Below are 25,124 nucleotides of genomic sequence, written 5' to 3' on the forward strand. Positions count from 1 at the left end.
CCCCTAGTCGAACCCGAGGAACTCGAAGAGGTCGCGGTCCTTCATCGGGATCGCGGAGAGCGGCTTGCCGCCGGCATAGAGGTAGGCGGCCAGCCGCATGTACTCGGTGGTCACGGCCTCGAGTTCCGGCGTCGGGTCCATCTCGAACAGGGTCCGCTTCTTGAGCCGGGACCGGCGGACGACGTCGAGGTCGGGGAAGTGGGCGATGCGCTCCAGGCCGACGGCGGCGTTGAAGCGGTCGATCTCGTCGGTCTTGGCCGAGCGGTTGGCGATGACGCCGCCGAGCCGCACGGGGTAGTTCTTCGCCTTGGCGTGGATCGCCGCGACGATGCGGTTCATGGCGAAGATCGAGTCGAAGTCGTTGGCGGTGACGACCAGCGCCTGCTCGGCGTGCTGGAGCGGCGAGGCGAAGCCGCCGCAGACCACGTCGCCGAGCACGTCGAAGATCACCACGTCGGTGTCCTCCAGGAGGTGATGCTCCTTGAGGAGCTTCACCGTCTGGCCGACGACGTAGCCGCCGCAGCCGGTGCCGGCCGGCGGGCCGCCGGCCTCGACGCACATCACGCCGTTGTAGCCTTCGGCCACGAAGTCCTCGACGCGCAGCTCCTCGGAGTGGAACTGCACCGCCTCCAGGGCATCGATCACGGTAGGTGCGAGGCGCTTGGTCAGCGTGAAGGTCGAGTCGTGCTTCGGATCGCAGCCGATCTGCAGCACCCGCTTGCCGAGCTTCGAGAAGGCGACCGACAGGTTCGACGAGGTCGTCGACTTGCCGATGCCGCCCTTGCCGTAGACCGCGAAGACCTTCGCGGTCGTGCCGATGGCGACGTCCAGCGAGACCTGGACGCTGCCTTCCGGCTCGCGGCGGGCGGCGATGGGATTCCTGATGGCGATGTTCATGCCGCAACCTCCGCGGTGATGCCTTCGAGACGGTCCTCGAGTTCCTCCTCGGCGCGGGCGAGCGCGTCGCGCGTCTCCGCGTCGGGAGTCCAGAAGCCGCGTTGATGCGCCTCGATCAGCCGGTGTGCGACTTTGGCCGAGGCGGTCGGGTTGAGGGCGGCCATGCGCTCGCGCATGGCGGGGTCGAGGACGTAGGTCTCGGTGATGCGCTGGTATATCCACGGGGCGACGCCGTCGCTCGTCGCCGACCAGCCCATGGTGTTGGTGAGGTGCGCCTCGATCTGGCGCACGCCCTCGTAGCCGTGCCCGAGCATGCCCTCGGTCCATTTCGGGTTGAGCATGCGGGTGCGGGTCTCGAGCGAGACCTGCTCGGAGAGCGAGCGCACGGTGCCCTCGCCGCGGGTCTGGTCGCTGATGAAGATCGGCACCGCGGCGCCGCGGGCCTCCGCCACCGCCCGGCCCATGCCGCCGAGCCCGTCGAAGTAATGGTCGACGCTCGTGACCCCGACCTCGACCGAATCGAGGTTCTGGTAGGCGAGGTCGACCTTGGCCAGGACGCTGCGCATCAGCGCGCGCTGGGGCGCCGGCTGGCCGGTGCGGCCGTAGGCGAAGCTTTTGCGGCGCGAGAAGGTCTCGGCGATCTCGTCCTCGTCCTCCCAGCGGCCGGATTCGACCAGCCCGTTGACGTTGGCGCCGTAGGTGCCCTCGGCGTTCGAGAACACCCGGAGCGCCGCGGTCTCGATGTCGATGCCGTGCTCGGCCTGGTGCGCCAGGGCGTGCTTGCGCACGAAGTTGCTCTCCACCGGCTCGTCGGCGGTGGCGGCGAGGTAAGAGGCCTCGGCCAGGAGCTTCGTCTGCAAGGGCAGCAGGTCGCGGAAGATGCCGGACAGGGTCACGACCACGTCGATGCGCGGGCGGCCGAGGGTCTCCAGCGGGATCAGGGTGGCGCCGCAGAGCCGGCCGTAGCCGTCGAAGCGGGGCGTCGCGCCGACGAGGGCCAGAGCCTGGGCGATCGGGCCGCCTTCGCTCTTCAGGTTGTCGGTCCCCCACAGCACCAGGGCGACGCTCTCGGGCAGGGCTGCGCCCTCGTCGCGGTGGCGGGCGAGGATCCGGGCAACCTGCCGCGCGCCGTCCGCGACCGCGAAGGCGGACGGCAGGCGGTAGGGATCGAAGCCGTGGAGGTTGCGCCCGGTCGGCAGCACGGCCGGGTTGCGCAAGAGGTCGCCGCCGGCCACAGGCGCGATGAAGCGCCCATCGAGCGCCTTGAGCAGGCCCGCGACCTCGTGGTCCTTCGCCAGCAGCGCGTCGGTCTCGGACAGCGAGCGGAAGGCGGCGCGATGGGTCTCGTCGAGGGGCAGGCCCGCGGCGGCCAGGGCCGCGTCGACCCCCTCGCCGGCCACCAGGGCGACGATCCCGGCCCGCTCCGGCACGAGGCCGGCGGAGGCTTCGGCCAAAGCCAGCAGCAGGTCGACCCGCTCCTTTGCCGGGGTGCCCTTCCCGACCACGTGCATGCCGTGCGGGATCAACGTGTGCTCGAGCTCGTAGACCGCTTGGCCGAGCGCCTGGATGCGGGCGGCGAGGTCGTCCCAGGCCGGCTCGGCCTGGGTGAGGTCGAGGGCGGCGGCCTGGGCCTGGACGAGCTGGCCGAGGTCGCGCAGCTCGGCTTCCGCCTCCGGCTCCAGGGCGCGCCAGCGCTCGATCGACGCCTTGAGGTCGATCAGCCCGCGGTAGAGGCCGGCCTGGGCGAGGCTCGGGGTCAGGTAGCTGACCAGGGTCGCCGCCGAGCGCCGCTTGGCGATCATCCCCTCGGAGGGGTTGTTGGCGGCGTAGAGGTAGACGTTCGGCAGCGGCCCGATCAGCCGCTCCGGCCAACAGGCTTCCGACAGGCCGGTCTGCTTGCCGGGCATGAACTCGAGTGCGCCGTGGGTGCCGAAATGCAGCACCGCGTCGGCGCGGAAGTCGTCGCGGAGGTAGCGGTAGAAGGCCGAGAAGGCGTGGGTCGGCGCGAAGCCCCGCTCGAACAGCAGGCGCATCGGGTCGCCCTCGTAGCCGAAGCCCGGCTGCACGCCGACGAAGACGTTGCCGAACTGCGCCCCGAGGACGAACAGCACCGAGCCGTTGCTGTTCTGGCGGCCCGGGGCGGGACCCCATTGCGCCTCGATCTCGGACAGGTGGCGCTCGCGGCGGACGTGCTCCTCGGCGGGGATGCGGTGGTGGACGTTGGCCGGCGTGCCGTAGCGGGCGGAGTTTCCGGCGAGCACCGCGTTGCGCAGGTCGTCGACGCTGGCTGGGACTTCCACCTCGTAGCCGTCGGCCTTCATCGCGGTCAGGGTGTTGTGCAGGGATTGGTAGACCGAGAGGAACGCCGCCGTGCCGATCGAGCCGGCGTTCGGCGGGAAGCCGAACAGCACGATCGCCACCTTGCGCTCGGCCCGCGCGGTCCGCCGCAGGGTCACCAGGCGCTCGATGCGGGCGGCGAGCATGTCGGCGCGCTCGGGGTGGACGCGCATGTCGCGGGCGTTCTCGCCCATCGACGCGCCGGAGCGGCCGCCGAACACCATCGGCGCGGTGGCGCCGTCGAGCTCGGGGATCGCGACCATCATCGTCGCCTCGACCGGCGAGAGGCCGCGGTCGGAGCCTTCCCACTGCTCCAGGGTCTGGAACTCCAGCGCGTGGGCGGCGAGGTAGGGCACGTCGAGGTCGGCGAGCGCCGTCTCGGCCGCCGCCGCGTCGTTGTAGGCGGGGCCGCCGACCAGCGAGAAGCCGGTGAGCGAGACCAGCGCGTCGATGGCCGGGCGACCGTCGCGGCGGAAGAAGGCGTCCACCGCCGGGCGGTTGTCGAGGCCCGAGGCGAAGGCCGGCACCACCGCGAGGCCGCGGCCTTCGAGCGCCGCGATCACGCCGTCGTAGTGGGCGGTGTTCCCGGCGAGCACGTAGGAGCGCATCACCAGGAGGCCGACGCGGCCCTTGGCGGGCCCTTTGGGAACCGGCAGCGCGGCGAGCGATTCGCCGATGCGGCCCTTCATGCGCGGGTGGTAGAGGCCGGTCTCGGGGTAGCTCAGGGGGCTCGGCGCGGCGGCGATTTCGCGCCAAGCGAGGCGCGGGCCGGCGGCGTAACGCCCGACCAGGAAGCGTACCAGGTTGGCGATGTTCTCGTCCGAGCCCGAGAGCCAGTATTGCAGGGTAAGGAAGTAGGCGCGCACGTCCTGCGCCGAGCCGGGGATGAAGCGCAGGATCTTCGGCAGCTTGCGGATCATCGCCATCTGGCGGGCGCCGTTGCCCTGGGCGCCGGGCTTGCCGCGCAGCTTCTTCAGGAAGTCGAGGGCGCCGCGCTTGGTGCCGTCCATGTCGAAGCGGTTGAGGCGGGTGGTCTTCACCACCTCGCCGGCCGAGAGGCAGCCGATCATCGCATCGCAATGCGGGCGCCGGGCCAGCAAAGCTGGCAGCACGGCGCGGACGTGCTCGTCCATGAACAGCATCGTCGAGAGCACGATGTCGGCCCGGCCGATGTCGGCCTTGCAGTCGGCGAGGCTCGCGGGCGAGGTGTCCCACTCGGCGGCGGCGTGGAAGTCGAGGGTGAGCCCCGGCATCTCGCTGCGCAGGCGCAGGCGGGCGCGCTCAAGGGCGCTCGCCATGTGGTTGTCCATCGTCACGATGACGATGCGGAGTTCGGGCCGTTCAGCGGCCGAAATGCGCTTTTGCATCGTACAAGGTCTCGACGGTGATGAGCGGCAGCGCCCGCTCCCTGGCGAAGGTTTCCGTGTTGGTTCGGGCTTTTCCTCGGACGAAGAACGGGATCTTCTTCAGCTCCTTCTCGGCCTCCGTGGCCCAGGTCGGAGTCGTCGGAGCGGACGGCGGAGCGAGCGTCGCCGCGGTGACGGGGGCGGTGGCGATGGCGGGCGGCGCGGATGCCTTGGCGGGCGCCTTGCCGCCGAGATGCGAGGGCGCGCGGTCGTTGAATTCGGGGTCCTCGCGGAACATCCCGAGCAGGTGCTCCTCCAGGCCCATCATCAGCGGGTGGACCCAGGTGTCGAACAGGACGTTCGCGCCCTCGAAGCCCATCTGCGGCGAGTAGCGCGCCGGGAAGTCCTGGACGTGGATCGGCGCCGAAATCACCGCGCAGGGCAGCCCGAGCCGCTTGGCGATGTGGCGTTCCATCTGGGTGCCGAGCACCAGCTCGGGGCCGGCCGCCTGGATCGCCGCCTCGACGTCGAGGTAGTCGTCGCAGATCAGCGCCTCGATCCCGTGGAGCGCCGCCTCGGCGCGGACCTCGCGGGCGAACTCCCGGCCGTAGGTGCCGAGGCCCACGACCTGGAAGCCGAGCTCGGCCTTGGCGACGCGGGCGGCGGCGATCGCATGGGTCGCGTCGCCGAAGATGAAGACCCGCTTGCCGGTGAGGTAGGTCGAATCGACCGAGCGCGAATACCAGGGCGCCCGCGACGGCGCCCCGGCGAGCACCGGGCCGGGATCGACGCCGGCCAAGGCCGCGACCTCCTCGACGAACCGGATCGTCGCGCCGACGCCGATCGGCACCGTCTCGACCATCGGCTGGCCGAAGGTCTTCTGCAGGTGAAGCGCAGCGGCCTTGGCGATTTCCGGGTAGAGCACGACGTTGAAGTCGGCGTCCTTCAGGCGTCCGAGGTCGGCGGGGCTCGCGCCCATCGGCGCCACCACGTTGACGGCGACGCCGAGCCGTCCGAGCAGGCCGGTGATCTCGGTGAGGTCGTCGCGGTGGCGGAAGCCCAGCGCCGTCGGCCCGAGGATGTTGCAGGACGGGCGCCGGCCCTCCGGCTTCGGCTCCGTGGACGGCGAGCCGGACAGCCCGCGCACCAGCCGGTAGAAGGTCTCGGAGGCGCCCCAGTTCTCTTTCTTCTGGTAGGCCGGCAGCTCCAGCGCGATCACCGGGATCGGCAGGTTCAGCGCCTTGGCGAGGCCGCCCGGATCGTCCTGGATCAGCTCCGCCGTGCACGAGGCGCCGACGATCATCGCCTGCGGCTTGAAGCGCTCGTAGGCGGCGGACGCCGCGTTCTTAAAGATCTCGGCGGTGTCGGAGCCGAGGTCGCGGGCCTGGAAGGTGGTGTAGGTGACCGGCGGGCGGGCGTCGCGCCGCTCGATCATCGTGAACAGCAGGTCGGCATAGGTGTCGCCCTGCGGCGCGTGCAGGACGTAGTGCAGCCCCTCCATCGCGGTGGCGACCCGCATGGCGCCGATATGCGGTGGTCCTTCGTAGGTCCAGAGGGTGAGCTGCATCGCCTCAGACCTCCAGCCGGGTGCGGCGCACGAGCGGGCGCGCGAACAGCTCGGCGAGGTCGCCGGCCTGGTCGTACCCCTGGATCGGCGTGAACAGCAGCTCGATCGACCACTTGGTGGCGAGCCCTTCCGCCTCCAGCGGGTTGGCGAGGCCGAGGCCGCAGACCGTCAGGTCGGGCTTCGCGACGCGGGCCCGGTCCATCTGCTCGTCGAGGCTCTGGCCCTCGACGATCTGCGTGCCGTCCGGCAGCAGGGCGAGGTCTTCGGCCAGATGCCCGCGGTGCAGGTAGGGCGTGCCGACCTCGCACAGGCCCATCCCCATCTCGCGCGATAGGAACCGCGCGAGCGGCACCTCGAGCTGCGAATCGGGAAAGAAGAACACGCGCTTGCCCGCAAGCTTCTCGCGGTGGTGCTCCAGGGCGCGCCCGGCGCGGGCCCGGCCCGGCGCGGTCGCCGCCTCGAAGCGGGCCTCCGGCACGTCGAACGCGTCGGCGGCAGCCTTGAGCCAACGCGTCGTGCCCTCGACCCCGAGCGGGAACGGCGCCGGCAGGCGCGTCGCGCCGCGGGCCTCGAGCGCCTTGGCCGTGTCGGTGAGGAAGGGTTGGGCGAGCAGGTAGCGGGTGTTCGGCCCGACGCCCGGCAGCTGGCCCGCGCGCCGCGCCGGCAGGAACGCGACCGGTCCGATCCCGAGCTCGGAGAAGATGCGGAGGAACTGGTCCTCGACCACGTCGGCGAGGGCGCCCGCCACCAGCAGCGCCGGGGCGGCGTCGGCTTCCGCCCGCGGCATCTCGGGGACGAGGGCCGCCAGGCACGCATCCTCGCCCTGCGTGAACGTGGTCTCGATGCCGCTGCCGGAATAGCTCAGCACCCGCACGTCAGGCGAGAAGGTGGTGGAGAGGCGCTGCGCCGCGCGGCCGAGGTCGAGCTTGATCACCTCGGAGGGGCACGAGCCCACGAGGAACAGCAGCCGGATGTCGGGCCGGCGCTCGATCAGGCGGCGCACCACCCGGTCGAGCTCCTCGTTCATGTCGGCGATGCCGGCGAGGTCGCGCTCGTCGATGATCGCGGTGGCGAAGCGCGGCTCGGCGAAGATCATCACGCCGGCGGCCGACTGGATCAGGTGGGCGCAGGTGCGCGAGCCGACCACGAGGAAGAACGCGTCCTGAATCTTGCGATGCAGCCAGACGATACCGGTCAGCCCGCAGAACACTGCGCGCTGGCCGCGCTCTTGCCGGATCGTGACGTCGCCGCAGCCGGCCTCGACGGGCGCCGTCGCGGCCCTCGGCGGGAGGAAGGGCGCGTTCATCGCGCCACCATCGCGGTGCCGCCGACGGGGCGCGGATACGGCCGGGCCTGGAGCCGCGCGGCCCGGAGCTTGAGCAGGAATTGCGTCGCGTTGACCGCGTAGGAGGCGTAGGCCGCGAGCGCCAGCCACATCAGCCCGGTGGTGCCCATGAGGCCCAGCGTGAGGGCGGCGAGGTAGGCGGTGTGCAGGGCCAGCACCAGCATGCTGACCACGTCCTCCCAGTAGAAGGCCGGGGCGAACAGGTAGCGGCCGAACACGGCCTTCTCCCAGATCGAGCCGGTGACCATGATCGCGTAGAGCAGCCCCGTCTTGGCCAGCACCGAGAGGTTGGCGGCGACCGCGCCCTCGCCGGTGGCCAGCGTCCGCAGGACGAGCCCGAGGCTGATGAGGAACACGAGGAATTGAAGCGGGGCGAGAAGGCCCTGGACCAGGGTCCAGCGGCTGGCGTCGCGCCGGGCGCGCTCGGCCGGCGTGTAGAGTGGTGGTCGTGTCGTCCGGTCCGTCGGACCCATCGCCTCACCCCATCCCTGCTGCGGCCGGCCGCCTCTCGAAGGAGCGGCTTGGGGTGAAGCCTAGAAACCGTGCCCAAATGTGTCAAGCGCGCTTTACGTCAAATCCAAATGACAATGACATCGAAGCATTCTGGTTCGAATTGACCATTGCCAAGTCGGCTCGAAAGGGTATCGTCTAGGTCAAGTCGTCCCGAAGAGGGCGACAGCGCGGGGATTTCCAGGCCCGGCCATGCTGAGTTGTAAAGACAATTAAGCCGTCAGCGACATTGGAGAGGGCCAATGGATGACTTGAGGCGCTCCGAGGGGCGAAACGCCATCCTGGCCCTCGCACGCGAGATGGCTTCGGCCTGCGAGATCGACGAACGGGCGCCGCCTCGCCGGCAGCAGCTCTCCGATCGCTGGCACGGTCACCTGTCCCGCGTCGTCGAGGCCGAGATCATTCCCCGCCTGATGCTTGCCCACCGGATGGAGGCGTCGACCCGCGGCCCCGGGCCGCGGAAGCCGACGGCCGAGGACATCGAGGCGTTCGCCTCCCTCGTGCTGGCGCCGGCCGGCGAAGTGGTGGAGGCGCGGATCGCCGCCCTCGTCGACGACGGGCTCGCCCTCGACAGCCTCCTCCTCGACCTGCTGGCGCCGACGGCGCGGCATCTCGGCGTGTTGTGGGAGGAGGATCTCTGCGATTTCGCGGAACTGACGATCGCGATGGGCCGCCTGCAGCGGATCATGCACGACCTCTCGCGCCGCTACGGCGGCGAAACCGGAGGGCACCGGGACGGGCACAGCATCCTGCTGAGCCTCTGCCCCGGCGAGACCCACATGTTCGGCCTTTCGATGATCGAGCAGTTCTTCCGCGACGCGGGCTGGGACGTGACGAGCACGGCGCTGGCGCCGGTGGGCGAGATCCTGAACCAGGCGCGGACCGCATGGTTCGACGTGATCGGCCTCTCGCTCGGCTGTGAGGTCCTTCTGCCGACCTTGACCAAGACCGTCCTCGAACTTCGGCGCGTCTCGTTCAATCCCGGCGTCCGGATCCTCGTCGGCGGCCCGATCTTCATCGACAATCCCGGCCATATCGAGCAAGTCGGCGCGGATGCGACGGCGTCGGATGCACGCCGAGCTGTGGCTGCAGCCGAGTTCATGCTTGATATGAGGGCGGGAGCCTGCTGAAAGACCTGATCGGCGACTTCACGAAGCGGTGAGACTTGACCAGCTTGGCCACCCACGCTGCGCAGAACCCCTCCGCAGCCCTGAGCAAGACCCTGGCGGCCCTCGGCGGAGAGGCGGCGGGTCTTCTCGTTGCGGCTGCGACGGACCTGTCGTTGGTCGTCGACGCGGATGGCATCATCCGCGACGCGGCCTTCGCTGCGCCGGATCTTGCGGGCCAGGGCTGTGACACCTGGCTCGGACGGCGGTGGATCGACACCGTCACCGTCGAGAGCCGGCCGAAGATCGACGCGCTGATGCGCGATGCGGCGCCGGACGGCGTGACCCGCTGGCGCCAGGTCAACCACCCTTCCGTCTCCGGCGAGGATCTGCCGATTCGCTACGCCGCGATGCGGTTGGGCTCGGACGGCTCGATCATCGCCATCGGCCGCAACCTCCTCGCCATGGCCTCGCTGCAGCGCAAGCTCGTCGAGACCCAGCAGGCGCTGGAGCGCGACTACCTCCGCCTGCGCGGCGCCGAGACCCGCTACCGCATGCTGTTCCAGCTCGGCAGCGAGCCGGTGCTCGTGGTCGACGCGGCCACCCGCCGGGTCACCGAGATCAATCCCGCCGCCGTCCGGCTCGTCGGCCGCCCCGAGAAGCGGATCCTCGGGCAGGACGTGGTCGAGCTGTTCGAGGCGGCGAGCGCGCGTGAGATCGAGCTGCTGTTCGCCGGCCTGCGCGCCACCGGCAAGGCCGAGGACCTCGAGGCCCGGCTTGGCGGCAGCCGTGGGCCGGCGCGGATCTCGGCCTCTTTGTTCCGACAGGGCAGCTCGGCGAGCGTGCTGCTTCGCGTTAGCGACGCCGCCATCGTCGGCGCCGATTCGGCGCGCGTCCGCGGCCCGCTCCTCGACGTGATCGAGGGCATTCCCGAAGGGTTCGTCGTCACCGATCTGTCGCGGCGCATCCTCACCGCCAACGGCGCCTTCCTCGACCTCGCCCAGATCGCGACCGTGGAGCAGGCGCGCGGCGAGCTGATCGACCGCTGGATCGGCCGCGAGGAGACTGAAGCCGCCACCCTGTTCGCGACGCTGGCCGAGCACGGCTCGGTCCGGCACTTCGCCACCGGCCTGCGCGGCGTGCTCGGCTCCATCGAGGAGGTCGAGGTCGCCGCCGTCGCCGTGCCGAACGCGCGGCCGCCCTGCCTCGGCTTCACCATCCGCGGCACCCCGCGCCGCGCCGTGGCCGCCGCGGCGCCGGGCTCGCACGAGCTGCCGCGCTCGGTCGAGCAGATGACCGAGCTCGTCGGCCGCGTCTCGATGAAGAATCTCGTGCGCGAGACCACCGATTTGATCGAGCGCCTGTGCATCGAGGCCGCCCTGCGGATCACCCGCGACAACCGCGCCTCGGCCGCGGAGATGCTCGGGCTCAGCCGCCAGGGACTCTACGCCAAGCTGCGCCGCTACGGCATCGGCGACCTCGACGGACCGGACTTTCCCGACGCCTGACCCTCGCATGCGGGACGACGACCGTGTTGCCCGCGCGCACGTCACCGTCCTCCCGCAGCATGCCTTCGGCGACCAAAGCCGGCGTCGATCGAATCCCTCGACCCACACCGCCAGGCACGGACGAGATGTCCGGCGGAACGTTTCGCAGCCGGGTGTGTCAAAAACTTTGACCGTTCGATCTGTCATCTTCGCTTGACACCTTGGGTGCCGAAAACCTAGCCTCCGGACATGGCGACACCGGCTCCCAGTGCACTCGTCGAACTGCTCAAGCCGATCACGTGGTTCGCGCCGATGTGGGCCTTCGCCTGCGGCGTGGTCTCGTCGGGGCAGCCGACCCATGGGCAATGGCCGGTGATCATGGCCGGCGTCGTCCTCGCCGGGCCGTTGGTCTGCGCCACGAGCCAGGCGGTCAACGACTGGTACGACCGCCACGTCGACGCCATCAACGAACCGAACCGCCCGATTCCCTCCGGCCGCATGCCGGGGCGCTGGGGGCTCTACGTCGCCGCGGCCTGGACCGGCCTGTCGCTCCTCGTCGCCGCCGCGCTCGGGCCCTGGATCCTCGGCGCTGCGATCTTCGGCCTCGTCCTGGCCTGGCTCTACAGCGCGCCGCCGATGCGCCTGAAGAGCAACGGCTGGTGGGGCAACTCGGCGGTGGCGATCTGCTACGAGGGGCTGCCCTGGTTCACGGGCGCCGCCATCATGGCTGCCACCGTCCCCGACCACCGCGTCCTGATCGTCGCCGCCCTGTACTCGATCGGCGCCCACGGCATCATGACCCTGAACGACTTTAAGTCGGTGGAGGGCGACACCCTCACCGGCATCCGCTCGCTTCCGGTCCAGCTCGGCATCCCCGGGGCCGCCCGCTTCGCCTGTCTGGTGATGGCGGTGCCGCAGGCAGCGGTGATCGCGTTCCTCTTCGCCTGGAGCCGCGGGTGGCACGCGGCGATCGTCGCGATGCTGCTCCTTGGGCAGATCGCACTGATGCGCCGCCTGCTCGCGGCGCCGTGCGAGAAGGCCGCCTGGTACAACGGCACCGGCACCACCCTCTACGTGCTTGGCATGCTGGTCGCCGCCTTCGCGCTCCGTCCGCTCGTGGGAGTGCCGTGATGGCCGCCTTGTCCTCGTCCACGGTGTCATCCGGGTTCTCCTGGATGCAGATCGTCCGCCTAGGGCTGGTCCAAACCGCGCTCGGCGCGGTCGTGGTGCTGATGACCTCGACCATCAACCGGGTGATGGTGGTGGAACTGGCGCTGCCTGCGATCGTGCCGGGCGCCCTTGTCGCCCTCCACTACGCGGTCCAAGTGCTGCGCCCGCGCTGGGGCTACGGCTCCGACTTCGGCGGCCGCCGCACCCCCTGGATCGTCGGCGGCATGGCCGCGCTGGCGCTCGGCGGCTTCCTCGCCGCGGTGGCGACCGCGCTGGCCGAGACCAACCTTTTCGCCGGCCTCGCCCTCGCGGTGCTGGCCTTCTTCTCCGTCGGCATCGGCGCGGGCGCGGCCGGCACCTCGCTCCTGGTTCTTCTCGCCACCGGCGTCGAGGACCGGCGCCGGGGCGCGGCGGCGACGATCGTCTGGGTGATGATGATCGCCGGTTTCGCGGTCACGGCGCCGCTCGCCGGGCACTTCCTCGATCCGTTCTCCGGGGCGCGGCTGGTGGCGGTCTCCGGCACTGTCTCCCTCGCGGCGTTCGTCCTCGCGTGCCTGGCTGTGCGCGGCGTCGAGCCCGCCGCCGCGCCGGCGCGCGCGGAGCCCGCCGGCCCGGCCAAGGCGCCGTTCCGGACGGTGCTCGCCAAGGTCTGGGCCGAACCGGCCTCGCGCCGCTTCACCGTGTTCATCTTCGTGGCGATGCTGGCCTACAGCGCCCAGGAGCTGATCCTCGAACCCTTCGCCGGCCTCGTCTTCGCGATGACGCCGGGCACGACCACCAAGCTCGCCGGTCTGCAGCACGGCGGTGTGCTCGCCGGCATGCTGATGGTCGCCGGGCTGACCATGGGCGTCGGCGGCCCCTGGCTCGGCTCGCTCAAGCTCTGGACGGCTTTGGGCTGCGCCGGCTCCGGCGCGATGCTCGCCGGGATCGCCGCCGGCGGCCTCGTGGGGCCGGACTTCCCGTTGCGCGCTGCGGTGTTCGGCCTCGGCCTGTTCAACGGCGTCTTCGCGGTCGCCGCGATCGGATCGATGATGGCGCTCGCGGGCGCCGGCGGCGAGGCCGAGCGCGGCACCCGCATGGGCGTCTGGGGCGCGGCGCAGGGCGTGGCCTTCGGCGCGGGCGGCTTCCTCGGCACGGTCGCGGTGGACCTCGCGCGCCTCGTCACGCCCGAGGCGGTGCAGGCCTACGCCGCGGTCTTCCTCGCCGAGGCGCTGCTCTTCGTGCTCGCCACCGTGATCGCCCTGCGGATCGAGCATGCGGGCGCGACGCGCGTGCCGCGTGGGCAGCGCGAGCGAACGCTGAAGCTTCAGCTGGAACCCCGTTTCTAAGCCGATGTCGGACCTGACCTCTTCGGGCGCCGTCGCGCCGGATCCATCAGAAAAACGCGCCAGGGAGCACAGCATGTCCGAGGCCGCCGAATTCTTCGATTGCGTCGTGGTTGGCGGTGGCCCTGCGGGCGCCACCACCGCCACGGACCTCGCCCGGATGGGGCGCAGCGTGCTGCTCCTCGACAAGCCCGGGCGGATCAAGCCCTGCGGCGGCGCGATCCCGCTGCGCGCGATTCGCGACTTCGCCATCCCCGACGCGCAGATCGTCGCCCGCATCAAGCTCGCACGGATGATCGCGCCCTCCGACACGGCCGTCGACATGCCGGTCGGCGACGGCTTCGTCGGGATGGTCGATCGCGAGCATTTCGATCCGTGGCTGCGCGACCGGGCCTCGCTCGCCGGCGCCGACTACCGTGCCGGCACCTACGAGCGCATCGATCGCGACGCCGACGGGACCACGGTCCACTACCGCGTCGGCGACGCGGCGCACGCGGTCCGGACCAAGCTGGTGATCGGCGCCGACGGCGCCTCCTCGCCGGTGGGTCGGGCCGAGATCCCGGGCCATGCCGGGATGAAACAGGTCTTCGCCTATCACGAGATCGTCCGCCCGCCCGCGGACGGCAGCGGGAGCTTCGCGGCCACGCGCTGCGACGTGTTCTACCAGGGCAAGCACTCGCCCGACTTCTACGCCTGGATCTTCCCGCACGGCGACACGATCAGCATCGGGACCGGCTCGGCCAAGAAGGGCTTCTCGCTCCGCACCGCGATCCGGAACCTGCGCGAGTCGACCGGGCTCGCGGCCGGCGAGACGGTCCGGCGCGAGGGCGCGCCGCTGCCGCTGAAGCCGCTCAAGAAGTGGGATAACGGGCGCGACGTGCTGCTGACCGGGGACGCCGCCGGCATCGTCGCTCCGGCGTCGGGCGAGGGCATCTACTACGCGATGCTCGGCGGACGTCTCGCGGCCGAGGCGGCCGAGGCGTTCCTCACCACGGGCGACGTCCGCGCCCTCACCCAGGCGCGCCGCCGCTTCATGAAGCTGCACGGGCGCGTGTTCCTGATCCTGCGGATCATGCAGGCCGTCTGGTACCGCAACGACGCCCTGAGGGAGCGCTTCGTCTCGATCTGCCGCGACAAGGACGTGCAGCAGCTCACCTGGGAAAGCTACATGAACAAGGAGCTGGTGCGAAAGAAGCCGATGGCCCACGTGAAGATCTTCTTCAAGGACATGGCGCACCTGTTCCGCTGGGTCTCGCCTTGAGCGAGGTCTGGATGCCGGCCACGGTCGCCACCCTGTCCGCGCTCGTGGTGGCGCTGGCCGGCGGCGTGCTGACCACCACCGGCCCCTGGTACCGCGCCCTGCGCAACCCGGCCTGGAAGCCGCCGGACTGGGCCTTCGGGCCGGTCTGGGCGACGATCTTCACCCTGTGCGTCGTCTCCGCCGTCATCGCCTGGAACGAGGCCGACGAGCCGCAGCGCGTCGCGCTGCTCGCGGCCTACGCCGTCAACAGCGTCCTCAACATCGCGTGGAGCGCCCTGTTCTTCCGTGCGGAGCGGCCGGACTGGGCGTTCTTCGAGCTGGTCCTGCTCTGGCTTTCCGTGGTCGCCCTGATCGCCGTGACGCTGCCGGTCTCGGGGCTCGCGGCCCTGCTGCTCGCGCCCTATCTCGCCTGGGTGGCGGTGGCTGGCGTCCTCAACCGCGCGATCGTCCGGCTCAACGGCCCGTTCGGAGCCGCATGATGGCGGCGTGGTTCGCGAGCGGACGGATCGTCGATGCGATCCTCGTCCTCGTGGCGATCGAAGCGATCGTTCTGATCGCGCTGCGGCATCGGACCGGCCGTGGGCCGGCTCCGCTTGCGCTTCTGTGCAACCTCGGTTCGGGTGTGGCGCTGATGCTCGCCGTGCGGGCGGCCCTGGTCCAGGGCCCGTGGCCGGTCGTCGCGGGCTGGATGCTCGCATCGCTGGTCGCACATCTCGGGGACCTCGTGCCGCGCCTGCGCAGCCGCGAGCACCTGACGCTTGGTCGCACCGCACAGGCCAGCGCGACAGGAACTTCTGTCTCGGCGGGTGCGTTCAACGCGCGACCGCCAAGCTGAATTATTATGCTTCTCAATTGCGGCTATCGGAGATTGGGCATCATGCGTCGCATCCTCGCTGTGGCCGCAACCTCCGGTTTCCTGCTCGGTTCCGCCGTACCGATCGACGCCTTCGCCCAGGGTGCGGACCAGGACCTGGTCAAGCGCGGCGAGTACCTCGTCACCGCCGGCGATTGCGTCGCCTGTCACACGGGGCCGAGCGGCAAGCGATTGGCCGGCAACTACATTCTCAACACGCCGATCGGGAAGATCCGCACCCCCAACCTGACGCCGGACGACGAGACCGGCCTCGGCAAGTGGACGGAGGCGGACTTCGTGAAGGCGATGCACGAGGGCATCGACAACGAGGGGCACTACCTCTACCCGGCCTTCCCCTTTGCTTGGTACACGAAGGTCACGACCGACGACGTGAAAGCGATCTGGGCGTACCTGCGCTCGCTCGAGCCGGTGAAGGAGCCGCGCAAGGACAACGAGATCCCGTTCCCCTTCAACATCCGCACCGCGCTGATCACCTGGCGGACCGCCTTCTTCACGCCGGGCGAGTGGAAGCCCGACCCGAAGGCCACCGCCGAGGTCAACCGCGGCGGCTACCTCGTCGAGGGGCTCGGCCACTGCGGCATGTGTCACAACGAAAATAAGATCGTCGGCAACAGCAGCCTGGCCGGCAAGCTCGGCGGCGGCGTCATCGATGGCTGGTACGCCCCGAACATCACCCCCGACGACCACCAAGGCATCGGCTCCTGGAGCGAGGAGCAGGTGGTGACCTACCTCAAGACCGGCACGGCGCCGGGCAACCAGCCCGGCGTCGCGGCCGGCCCGATGCGCCAGACCATCGAGGAATCGCTCTCGAAGATGACCGACGCCGACCTGAAGGCGATGGTCGCGTACCTGCGGACCTACCAGGCCAAGCAGACGTACAAGTCCAAGGACCTCCAGGCCTTCGACACCAAGGGCGCACCCGGTGCCGGCGTCTACTTGAGCTACTGCTCGTCTTGCCACCAGCCCGACGGCAAGGGTGTCGAGGGCGCGATTCCGGCGCTCGCCGGCAACACCTCGGTCCAGTCGGCCGGCCCGGAGACGGTACTGCGCGTGATCTACGGCGGGCTCGGCGCCCAGAGCGGCTACGCGCCGATGACGGCGATCGGCCAGGGCATGACCGACCAGCAGGTCGCCGACGTGACCGATTACATCCGCAACTCCTGGGGCAACAGTGCGCCCGTCCTGAAGTCCGGCGTGGCGGCCGACGCTCGCAAGGCGACGAGCACCATGCTCGCCGGCAACGCGCCCTGCGCCGAGATCGAACAGCCGGATGTGGCGATGGCCGTGGCCGACGCCGACGCCATCGGGCAGTTGAAGGGCCTCAAGCAGGAGGACTTCATCCCGCGGATCGATGCGCTCCTGCCGAAGATCAAGTCCGCGCTCCCCGCCGGGCGGGACGACGACATCGTCAACGGCCTGACGACCGCGTTCTGCAAGGCTGCGAAGCCTGATACCGACGACGTGAAGCTGCCTTGGCACACCACCATCGGCAGCTTCAGCAACCTCGTCTACAGTCAGCTGAAGAACCCCGAGAAGCAGGCCAGCACCATGCCGGCCCCGGCGATGCCGAAGCCGAACTGAGCGGCGGGCAACCGGTCGCGGGCCGGCCCTCGAACCCACGCAGGGTTCGAGGCGTGGGCCGCCCGCGCCGACGAGGGGAGGTCCGAGGGGATTTCGACCCGTCGCCCGGACCCGCGATCCCGCCCGTTGGACGATCATGACCCACCAGAGCTGTGACGTCGCGGTGATCGGAGCCGGCACCGCGGGGCTCGCCGCGTTCCGAGCCGCCGAGGCGGCGGGCGCCCACGCCGTCCTGATCGAGCGCGGGCCGGGCGGCACTACTTGCGCGCGGGTCGGCTGCATGCCCTCGAAGCTGCTCGTCGCCGCGGCCGCGGCGGCCCACGACGCCCGGCACGCGAGCCTGTTCGGCGTCGCGGTTGCGGGTGTGTCGATCGATGGTCTCGCGGTGATGGCGCGGGTGCGGGCCGAGCGCGACCGCTTCGTCGCCGCGGTGCTCGATGGGGTCGACGCCATCCCGAAGGCAAAGCGGCTGGCCGGCGAGGCTCGCTTCCTCGATGCCCGGACGCTCGCGGTCGGCGAAGGCCACCGGGTCGCCTTCCGTTCCGCGGTGATCGCGACGGGGTCGAGCCCGCGCGTGCCGAAACCGCTCCGGGGCCTCGGCGACGCGGTCCTGACCACCGACACGGTGTTCGAGCTTCCCGACCTTGCGGAATCCCTGGCGGTGGTCGGCGGCGGCCCGGTCGGCATCGAGATCGCCCAGGCGATGGCGCGGCTCGGCGTGGCCGTCAGCGTGTTCGACACCGGGTTCGGCCTCGCCGGCCTGAGCGAGCCGAGCCTCCAGCAGCGGGCCGCCGCGATCTTCGCTGAGGAGATGACCCTGCATCTCGGTTCGGAACTCGTCGCGGCCGAGCCCGTCGCCGGCGGCGCAGAGCTGACGTGGACGGAGGCGGACGGCGCCCGGCGCACGCAGACCTTCGCGCGGGTGCTTTCCGCCGCCGGCCGGCCGCCCAACCTGCAAGGCCTCGGGCTCGCGAAGGTCGGCCTTCGCCTCGACGAATCGGGCATGCCGGACTTCGACGCACGAACCCTCCTCTGCGCGGGCGCGCCGATCCTGATCGCGGGCGACGCCAACGCGGTGCGGCCGGTCCTGCACGAGGCCAGTCGCCAGGGCGGCATCGCCGGCCGGAACGCCGCTGCGCTCGCCGCAGGCTCGAGCCTCGAAGCGCCGGAACCCTGGCCGGCGCTCGCCATGGTGTTCACCCATCCGCAGGCGGCGAGCGTCGGGGCGGCGTTCGATGCCGATGCGGACTGCGTCGTCGGCGGGATGCGGTTCGACGACCAGGGCCGGGCGCGGGTCGAAGGCGTCAACCGCGGCGGCATCCGGCTCTGGGCGGATCGGAGCGGGCGCCTGCTTGGCGGCGAGATGTTCGGGCCGTCCTGCGAGCACCTCGCGCACCTCCTCGTCCACGCGATCGGCGATGGCCTGACCGCCCAGGCGATGCGGGCGCGGCCGATCTACCATCCCACGGTCGAAGAGGGGCTTGCGAGCGCATTGTCTGATCTCATACAAAGACATGAGCGCTGATCGCATCGCGCGGCGTCGTCGTGCTCGAACGTGTCGCGCGGCGTAGTGCGGACGCCATTGCGCCCGCCCGTCCCACGGGTCATACCGGGCCGCAGATGAGCCGGTCCCATTCCTGATGACGACGATCGTTGCCGACGGCGATGCGATCGACATGGACGCCCTGACGGCCGAACAGCGCGACGGCCTCGACATCGGGGTGATCGGGCTCGACGCCGCCGGGACGATCGTGTCGTTCAGCGAGGGCGCGAGCGCGCTCACCGGGCTGTCGAGCGACGCCGTGGTCGGCCGCAACTACTTCCGCGAGGTGGTGCCCAGCACCAACGTGCCGAGCTTCTTCGGTCGCTTCCTCTCGGGCACGCGCCGCGGGCAGCTCGACGAGAGCTTCGACTTCGTGTTCGGGCGCATGCCGCAGCCGCTTCGCGCCCGGGTGCGGATGCGGCGCGGGGACGCCGTCACCTGGCTGACGATCAGCCCGGTCGAAACCCTCGGCGCCGGCCAGCCTCGCGAGGCGGTGATGGCCGCCATCGGCCGCCGGGTCCGAGCCGAGCCGGTCGATCCGCAGCTGTGCGAGCGCGAGCCGATCCACATTCCCGGCTCGATCCAGCCGAACGCTGTGATGCTGGCGGCCGACGCCGGCACGCTGGAGATCCTGGCCCACAGCACCAACGTCCGCGACGTACTGAGCCGTGCGCCCGAGCGGATCGCCGGCCTGCCGCTCTCCGATGTGCTGCCGAGCGCCTTCGTCGAGACGATCCGCCAGCGGCTCGCCAGCGCCACCCTCGACGACGGGCGCTCGATCCGCCGCACGCTCAAGCTCGCCGGCGACGACCGCGCCAGCTACTACGCCATCGTCCACGCCCATTCCGGCCGGGTCATCGTCGAGCTCGAACTCGAACCCGAGCATCCGGAGGATTTCCGGGTCGCGACCCAGACCGATTCGGAACTCGCCGTCACTCGGCTCCGCGCCGCCGAGACTCTGAACGGCGCCGCCCGCATCGCCGCCCTCGAAGTCCGCGCGCTCACCGGCTTCGAATGCGTGCTGGTCTACCGCTTCGATGGCGACTGGAACGGCGAAGCCATCGCCGAGGACAAGGTGCCGGACTGGTCGCGCGCCCTGCTTGGCCTGCGGTTTCCAGCCTCCGACATCCCGGCCCAGGCGCGCGCGCTCTACACCAAGGCCAAGAGCCGCTTCGTGATCGACCGCGATTCGGTGCCGGTGCCGCTGGTCGCGGCACCTGCGGCCGGCAACGGGCCGATCGACCTCACCTTCGCGCAGCATCGCACGCTCTCGCCGATCCACCTGGAGTACCAGCGCAACCTCGGCGTCAACGGCTCGATGTCGATCTCGATCATGGTCGAGGGAAGGCTTTGGGGTTTGATGATCGGCCATCACCGCCATCCGCACTATGTCGCCCCCGAGACCCGTGCCGCCGCGACGGTGCTGACCGACGCCTTCGCCATGCGGGTGCAGGAGATCGAGGCACGCCGGCTCTGGACCGAGCGGCAGGCGCATCTCGACACCGAGGGACGCCTGGTCCGCGGCCTGACCCGCTCGGACGACTTCGTCGCCGCGCTCACCGCCGGCTCGACCACCCTCCTCCACCTGTTCGGCTCGACGGGCGCGGCCATCGTCTCGGGCACCCGCGCGACGCTGATCGGCGCGACGCCCCCCGAAGAGGCCGTCCGGGCCATCGGAGACTGGCTGAAGCAGACGCTGGCGCCGGCCGAGACGACCTATGCCGACGCCAACTTTCCCACGCAGTGTCCCGCCGCCGCCGCGCACCGCGAGATCGCCAGCGGGCTGCTCGCCGCCTTCGTCGACGAGTCGCGCGAGCACCTGCTGTTGTGGTTCCGGCCGGAGGTGTCGAGCACGGTGACGTGGAGCGGCGATCCCCGGAAGCCTGTGCTCGCCGGCAGCGGCCCCGTCGCGGTGCTGCCGCGGCGCTCGTTCGAGCGCTGGGTCGAGGAGCGCACGGGCTTCGCCACCCCCTGGGCCGACTGGCAGGTCTCGCTGGCCGGCTCGCTGGCCCACGCGGTCGAGGGCGTCGTGTTGCGCCAGCGCCGAAAGATCGACGAGCTCACCGGCCTCCTCGCCGAGAAGGAGCGCCTGCTCGCCCAGAAGGATCTGCTGACCCGCGAGATCGACCACCGGGTGAAGAACTCGCTCCAGATCGTCTCGGCCTTCCTGCAGATGCAGCGGCGCCAGGTCACCGATCCGGCCGCCCGGCAGGCCTTCGCCGACACCTCCGCCCGGGTGATGAGCGTCGCCCGCGTCCACGACAGCCTCTACCAGGCGGAGAACGTCGAGGAGGTCGACCTCGGCCAGACCATCGAGGCTCTGTGCGCCGACCTCGCCGGCATGGCCGGCGGCGGACACGCCGTCGACCTCACCGCCGAGCCCGGCCTGATGGTGCCCTACCGCAAGGCGGTGGCGCTCTCGCTGATCGCGACCGAGCTCGTGACCAACGCCTTCAAGTACGCCGCCAAGCCGGAGGGCGTCGGCCGCGTCGCGGTCACCGTCTCGGGTCACGGCGCAGGCACCGTGCGGCTGCGCGTCTGCGACGACGGCGAGGGCCTGCCCGAGGGCTGGTCGGAGACCAAGCCCCGCGCCAACGGCACCGGGGTCGGCCTCGGGATGAAGCTGATCCGGGCGATGCTCGACCAGATCAACGCCCGCCTCGACGTCGACAACGCGCCCGGCGCCTGCTTCACGATCACCGCGTGAGCCTGCACCAGCGGCTGCGCGCCGCGACCGCCTCGGCGCACCAGGGCCTCGAAGACGCGCTCGACTGGCGCGCGCGCGTCGCCACCCGGGACGGGTATCGCGACCTCCTTGCCCGCTTCCACGGCTTCCATGCGGCCTACGAGCCGGCGATCGGCGACGCCCTCGCCGACGCGGCGTTCTGGGGTCCGCGGCGGCGGCTGGCCGCGCTGGAGGCGGACCTCGCCCATCTCGGCATGCTTGAACCCGACATCGCCGCCCTGCCCCAGCCCTCGGGCGTCACGTTCGCGGACGCCGCGGCGGCGATGGGCGCGCTCTACGTGCTCGAAGGCTCGACGCTCGGCGGCCAGGTCATCGGCCGGCACATCGGCGCGCTCTACGGGTTCGCGGATGCGGGCCTCGTCTATTACCGCGCACATGGACGGCAGACGGGCCTGATGTGGAACGCGTTCCGAGCGCGGCTCGACCGCCTGTCGAGCGACGCGGAGGCGGAGGCGGCGCTCGCCTCCGGCACCGCGACGTTCGACGCGCTCAAGGTCTGGCTCTGCGCGCCGGACCCGTCCGCCTCGCATCGGGTGGGATGAGGGGCGGCCCGCCTCAGCCCTCGCGGTCCTTTCCGAGCAGCCCGTCGACGAAGGTTTCGAGGCCGGTCCGGCGCGTCCGCTTCAGGCGCTCGGCGGCCAGGATGCCGCGCAAGGCGTCGAAGGCGTTCTGCAAGTCGTCGTTGACGATGACGTAGTCGTACTCGCTCCAGCGCTGGATCTCGACGCGGGCGTTGGCGAGGCGCTTCTCGATCGTCTCCGGGCTGTCCTCGGCGCGGCGTTCCAGGCGGTGGCGCAGCTCCTCCAGGCTCGGCGGCAGGATGAACACCGTCACCACGTCGTCGGCGAGCTTGCCGCGCACCTGGCGGGTGCCCTGGTAGTCGATGTCGAAGATCATGTCCCGGCCGGCGCTGAGCACCTTCTCCACTGGGCGCCGCGGCGTCCCGTAGAAGTTGCCGTGGACCTCGGCCCATTCGAGCAGGTCGTCGCGGGCGCGCAGGTCCTCGAAGGCCTCGCGCTCGATGAAGTGGTAGTGGCGCCCGGCGATCTCGGAGGGGCGCCGGGCCCGGGTCGTCACCGAGATCGACAGGTCGAGGCCCCAGCCGCCGTCGTCGGCGATGGCGCGCGTGAGCGTGGTCTTGCCGGCGCCGGAGGGCGAGGACAGGATCAGGATCAGCCCGCGGCGGGCGATGGAATCCGAGACCGACTGCAAGGGGGCGTCCGTCATCCGCATGCCCCGGCCGTGTTCCGTGCGCCCATCGCCCCGCCCCGTCACTCGACGTTCTGAACCTGCTCGCGGAATTGCTCCACCACGGCCTTCAAGTCGAGTCCGATTCGCGAGAGTGCCACGTCGTTGGCCTTGGCGCAGAGCGTGTTGGCCTCACGCCCGAGCTCCTGGGCCAGGAAGTCGAGGCGCCGCCCGATCGCGCCGCCCGCCGCCAGCAGCTCGGACACCGAGGCGAGGTGGGCGCTGAGGCGGTCGAGTTCTTCGCGGACGTCGGCCTTGGCCGCCATCATCACCGCCTCCTGGTGCAGGCGCTCGGGATCGAGGCCGCCGGGCTCCAGCAGGCCCGCGACGGAGGCCGCGAGCCGCGCGCGGATCGCCTCGGGCCTGCGCGCCGGGCAGCTCTCGGCGTCCTGCGTCAGCGCACCCATCCGCGCGACCTGCGCCGCCACGATCTCCTCGAGCTGTCGGCCCTCGGCGCGGCGCGCATCGACGAGGTCGGCGACCAGCCGGACGACGCCCTCCGCGAGGTCGCGGGCCAGCGCATCGGGATCGGTGGCGGCCTCGTCCTCGGACTCGATCACACCGCGGATCGACAGCAGCCCGTCCATCGTCGCGGGCGCGATCCCCTCCGGCACCGGCACGCGGGCGACGGCCTCGGCGAGCCGGGCCAGCAGCGCCTCGTCGATCCGCACCCGGGCCTTGCTCTCGGGCCGCGTGAGGTTCAGCGACAGCTGGCACTGGCCGCGGGACAGCGTCTTCTGCAGGGCGGTGCGCGCGACCTCGCCAACCGCGTCGTAACCGTTCGGCACCCGCAGCCGGACGTCGAGCCCGCGCCCGTTGACGCTGCGGACCTCCCAGGCCCACTGCACCGGCCCGGTGGTGCCGGCGGCCCGGGCGAACCCGGTCATGCTCGCGATCATGGTCGTGCGATGCCCTGCGTTGCGACGGGGTAAGTTTTGCTGTGACGAGGAGCCTACAGGAACGCGTTCACTTCCACCGTGAACCCGCCCGGCGCCTGGAAGTAGAAGGTCACGCGCCCGTGCTCCTCGCGCGGCGCCTCCGGTGCGAAGCCGCCATCGGTGAGCTGGGCGTGGATCGCGTGGACCTGCTCCACACGCTCCTGGATGAAGCCGATGTGGAAGATCTTGGGGTAGGTCGCATCCTTCACGCGGAACAGGCTGAGGATGCCGCCGCCGTCGTCGGTGAGGAAGGCCATCTTGTCGTTGACCGGCATCCCGGTGCGGCGAAGCCCGAAATAGGTCTCGAACATCAAAACGGTGGCCGGGACCTCGGTGACGCCGAGGTTGACGTGGTTCAGGTGCATCGGCTCGTCCTGGATGGCGCGTGCGGACGGCGCCGCGGCGTCGGGTACGATCAAGGCTGCTTCAGCGCCGGCACGGTCTTGGGCGAGCCGAGGTCGTAGGTCTTGTTCTTCAGCGGGTCGAGCTTCGTGCCCTCCGAGGCGTCGAAGGCCTTCGGCCGCGGGGCGCCGGGCGCCATGGTCGCGCCGTCGAGCGCGTAGGCGTTCGTCGGCGGCGCGAAGGCCGAGGCGCGGGGCGCCACCGCGTCGGCGGGCGGCTCGGCCTTGTCGACGCTGTCCGGCGCCGTGGTCTGGCGGCTCTTCTCGACCTGGCGCCAGCGCGCGACGTTCTTCTGGTGGCCGTCCAGGCTCTCGGCGAAGGCGTGGCCGCCGGTGCCGTCGGCCACGAAGAACAGGTCCTTGGTGCGCGAGGGGTTGGCCACCGCCTCGAGCGCGGCGCGGCCGGGGTTGGCGATCGGGCCGGGCGGCAGGCCCTCGATCACGTAGGTGTTGTAGGGCGTCGCGCGCTCGATCTCGGAGCGCTGGATGCCGCGCCCGAGGGTGCCGCGCCCGCCGACCAGCCCGTAGACGATGGTCGGGTCCGATTGCAGCTTCATTCGCTTGTTCAGGCGGTTGACGAACACGCCGGCGACCCGCGGGCGCTCGTCGGCGCGGCCGGTCTCCTTCTCGACGATGGAGGCGAGCGTCACCATTTCGGCGGGCGTCCGCACTGGCACGTCGGCGCTGCGGCGCAGCCAGATGTCGTTGAGGACCCGGCGCTGCTTCTCGCGCATCAGGTTGACGATCTGCTGGCGGGTGGCGCCGCGCTCGAACTTGTAGGTGTCGGGCAGGAGCGAGCCCTCGGGCGGGATCTCGCCGACCTCGCCGGTGAGCACGTCGTTCTCGTTCAAGCGTACGACGATCTGCTCGGAGGTCAGCCCCTCGGGGAAGGTGATCGCGTGCTGGACCTGCCGGCCCGTGGTCACGGTGTCGATCGCTTCGCCGATGCTGGCATGGGCCTTGAAAGTGTACTCGCCGGCCTTCAGCGGCGGGCGCCCGCCGAAGCGGGCGGCGAACTCGAACAGCCCGACATGGTCGATCACGCCCTCGCGCTTAAGGATCTCCGCGATCTCCCCGGTGCCGCTCCGCGACGGGATCACGACGACCTTGTCGGCGGGCAGCGGGCCGGGCTCCTGCACCTGCCGCTGGAACAGGGTCAGCCCCAGCATCGCGGCGATCGCGACCGCGACGGCGAAGGTCAGGAGCCCGCTGATGGTGGCGAGCAGGCCGCCGCGGCGGCGCTCGGGCCGCTCGGGCGGCGGCGGGGCGGCGGTCGGCTTGATCGCCTCGTTGGGCGAGCGGGGGGAAAGGCGCTGAGGCTGGGCCGGCTCATCGTAGGCGAGCGGCTGCGGCGGCACGTGCGTCTGGCGTCGACGGAAGAACATCGGGATCCTGCTCGGGCTCGCGCCGGCGACGGGGAGTTCGGCCGGGCGCGCATGCGC

General features: G+C 71.1%; 20 protein-coding genes. 11 read left to right on the forward strand and 9 right to left on the reverse strand.

Going from position 1 to position 25,124, the window contains the following annotated elements; all coding sequences use genetic code 11:
- Positions 1 to 3: 3 nt before the first annotated feature.
- The 5 genes from bchL to bchF are packed head-to-tail and all read right to left on the reverse strand — an operon-like array spanning position 4 to position 7,965.
- Positions 4 to 897 carry a ferredoxin:protochlorophyllide reductase (ATP-dependent) iron-sulfur ATP-binding protein gene (bchL, locus tag FV234_RS03130; RefSeq protein WP_147752942.1) on the reverse strand — a complete coding sequence of 298 codons (894 nt, stop codon included), beginning with the start codon at positions 895 to 897 and terminating at the stop codon, positions 4 to 6.
- On the reverse strand, positions 894 to 4,601 hold the full coding sequence (locus FV234_RS03135; RefSeq protein ID WP_147828054.1) for a magnesium chelatase subunit H: 3,708 nt from the start codon (positions 4,599 to 4,601) through the stop codon (positions 894 to 896). Before FV234_RS03135 ends, bchL begins: the two co-directional genes overlap by 4 nt.
- The gene (bchB, locus tag FV234_RS03140; protein ID WP_147828055.1) at positions 4,576 to 6,147 is read right to left on the reverse strand and encodes a ferredoxin:protochlorophyllide reductase (ATP-dependent) subunit B; all 1,572 of its coding nucleotides are present in this window, start codon (positions 6,145 to 6,147) and stop codon (positions 4,576 to 4,578) included. Before bchB ends, FV234_RS03135 begins: the two co-directional genes overlap by 26 nt.
- 4 nt (positions 6,148 to 6,151) lie before the next feature.
- Positions 6,152 to 7,453 carry a ferredoxin:protochlorophyllide reductase (ATP-dependent) subunit N gene (locus FV234_RS03145; RefSeq protein WP_147763698.1) on the reverse strand — a complete coding sequence of 434 codons (1,302 nt, stop codon included), beginning with the start codon at positions 7,451 to 7,453 and terminating at the stop codon, positions 6,152 to 6,154.
- On the reverse strand, positions 7,450 to 7,965 hold the full coding sequence (gene bchF / locus FV234_RS03150) for a 2-vinyl bacteriochlorophyllide hydratase (RefSeq protein WP_147828056.1): 516 nt from the start codon (positions 7,963 to 7,965) through the stop codon (positions 7,450 to 7,452). Before bchF ends, FV234_RS03145 begins: the two co-directional genes overlap by 4 nt.
- A gap of 279 nt (positions 7,966 to 8,244) precedes the next feature.
- On the opposite strand from bchF, the gene FV234_RS03155 reads away from it, so the two are divergent.
- The 11 genes from FV234_RS03155 (at position 8,245) to FV234_RS03205 (ending at position 21,637) form a co-directional block, all read left to right on the forward strand.
- Positions 8,245 to 9,132: a cobalamin B12-binding domain-containing protein gene (locus tag FV234_RS03155; RefSeq protein WP_238272190.1), complete on the forward strand. Its 888-nt coding sequence runs from the start codon at positions 8,245 to 8,247 to the stop codon at positions 9,130 to 9,132.
- A 44-nt stretch (positions 9,133 to 9,176) separates the two neighbouring features.
- On the forward strand, positions 9,177 to 10,616 hold the full coding sequence (gene ppsR, locus FV234_RS03160) for a transcriptional regulator PpsR (protein ID WP_187273571.1): 1,440 nt from the start codon (positions 9,177 to 9,179) through the stop codon (positions 10,614 to 10,616).
- Between the two features lie 228 nt (positions 10,617 to 10,844).
- Positions 10,845 to 11,726, forward strand: coding sequence for a chlorophyll synthase ChlG (gene chlG, locus FV234_RS03165; RefSeq protein ID WP_147828057.1), 882 nt, complete (start codon positions 10,845 to 10,847; stop codon positions 11,724 to 11,726).
- Complete coding sequence (locus FV234_RS03170; protein ID WP_147828058.1) at positions 11,726 to 13,093, forward strand: BCD family MFS transporter; 1,368 nt, start codon at positions 11,726 to 11,728, stop codon at positions 13,091 to 13,093. Before chlG ends, FV234_RS03170 begins: the two co-directional genes overlap by 1 nt.
- Before the next feature lie 73 nt (positions 13,094 to 13,166).
- Positions 13,167 to 14,351, forward strand: coding sequence for a geranylgeranyl diphosphate reductase (locus FV234_RS03175; protein ID WP_147828059.1), 1,185 nt, complete (start codon positions 13,167 to 13,169; stop codon positions 14,349 to 14,351).
- Between the two features lie 11 nt (positions 14,352 to 14,362).
- Positions 14,363 to 14,830: a TspO/MBR family protein gene (locus FV234_RS03180; protein ID WP_147828060.1), complete on the forward strand. Its 468-nt coding sequence runs from the start codon at positions 14,363 to 14,365 to the stop codon at positions 14,828 to 14,830.
- Entirely contained in the window at positions 14,830 to 15,186 is a 357-nt protein-coding gene (locus FV234_RS03185) for a hypothetical protein (RefSeq protein WP_147828123.1), read from the forward strand. The genes FV234_RS03180 and FV234_RS03185 overlap by 1 nt, the downstream gene beginning before the upstream one ends.
- Positions 15,187 to 15,228: 42 nt before the next feature.
- Entirely contained in the window at positions 15,229 to 16,806 is a 1,578-nt protein-coding gene (locus FV234_RS03190) for a c-type cytochrome (RefSeq protein ID WP_147828061.1), read from the forward strand.
- Positions 16,807 to 16,942: 136 nt separating this feature from the next.
- On the forward strand, positions 16,943 to 18,331 hold the full coding sequence (locus FV234_RS03195) for a dihydrolipoyl dehydrogenase (protein ID WP_147828062.1): 1,389 nt from the start codon (positions 16,943 to 16,945) through the stop codon (positions 18,329 to 18,331).
- Between the two features lie 115 nt (positions 18,332 to 18,446).
- Entirely contained in the window at positions 18,447 to 21,056 is a 2,610-nt protein-coding gene (locus FV234_RS03200; protein WP_147753823.1) for a histidine kinase dimerization/phosphoacceptor domain -containing protein, read from the forward strand.
- A complete protein-coding gene (locus tag FV234_RS03205; RefSeq protein WP_147753822.1) occupies positions 21,053 to 21,637 on the forward strand; it encodes a biliverdin-producing heme oxygenase in 585 nt (194 codons plus the stop codon). The genes FV234_RS03200 and FV234_RS03205 overlap by 4 nt, the downstream gene beginning before the upstream one ends.
- 13 nt (positions 21,638 to 21,650) lie before the next feature.
- Here the strand turns inward: FV234_RS03205 and gmk are convergent, their stop codons facing one another.
- Genes gmk through mltG form a run of 4 tightly spaced genes read right to left on the reverse strand, consistent with a single transcriptional unit; the run spans position 21,651 to position 25,067 of the window.
- On the reverse strand, positions 21,651 to 22,322 hold the full coding sequence (gmk, locus tag FV234_RS03210) for a guanylate kinase (RefSeq protein WP_147828124.1): 672 nt from the start codon (positions 22,320 to 22,322) through the stop codon (positions 21,651 to 21,653).
- 44 nt (positions 22,323 to 22,366) lie between these two features.
- The gene (locus tag FV234_RS03215) at positions 22,367 to 23,242 is read right to left on the reverse strand and encodes a YicC/YloC family endoribonuclease (protein WP_147828063.1); all 876 of its coding nucleotides are present in this window, start codon (positions 23,240 to 23,242) and stop codon (positions 22,367 to 22,369) included.
- Positions 23,243 to 23,295: 53 nt separating this feature from the next.
- A complete protein-coding gene (locus FV234_RS03220; protein WP_210250841.1) occupies positions 23,296 to 23,700 on the reverse strand; it encodes a VOC family protein in 405 nt (134 codons plus the stop codon).
- Positions 23,697 to 25,067, reverse strand: coding sequence for an endolytic transglycosylase MltG (mltG, locus tag FV234_RS03225; protein ID WP_147828064.1), 1,371 nt, complete (start codon positions 25,065 to 25,067; stop codon positions 23,697 to 23,699). Before mltG ends, FV234_RS03220 begins: the two co-directional genes overlap by 4 nt.
- Between the last annotated feature and the right edge of the window lie 57 nt (positions 25,068 to 25,124).

Source organism: Methylobacterium sp. WL8 (assembly GCF_008040045.1).
In the GTDB taxonomy this organism is placed as follows: domain Bacteria; phylum Pseudomonadota; class Alphaproteobacteria; order Rhizobiales; family Beijerinckiaceae; genus Methylobacterium; species Methylobacterium cerastii.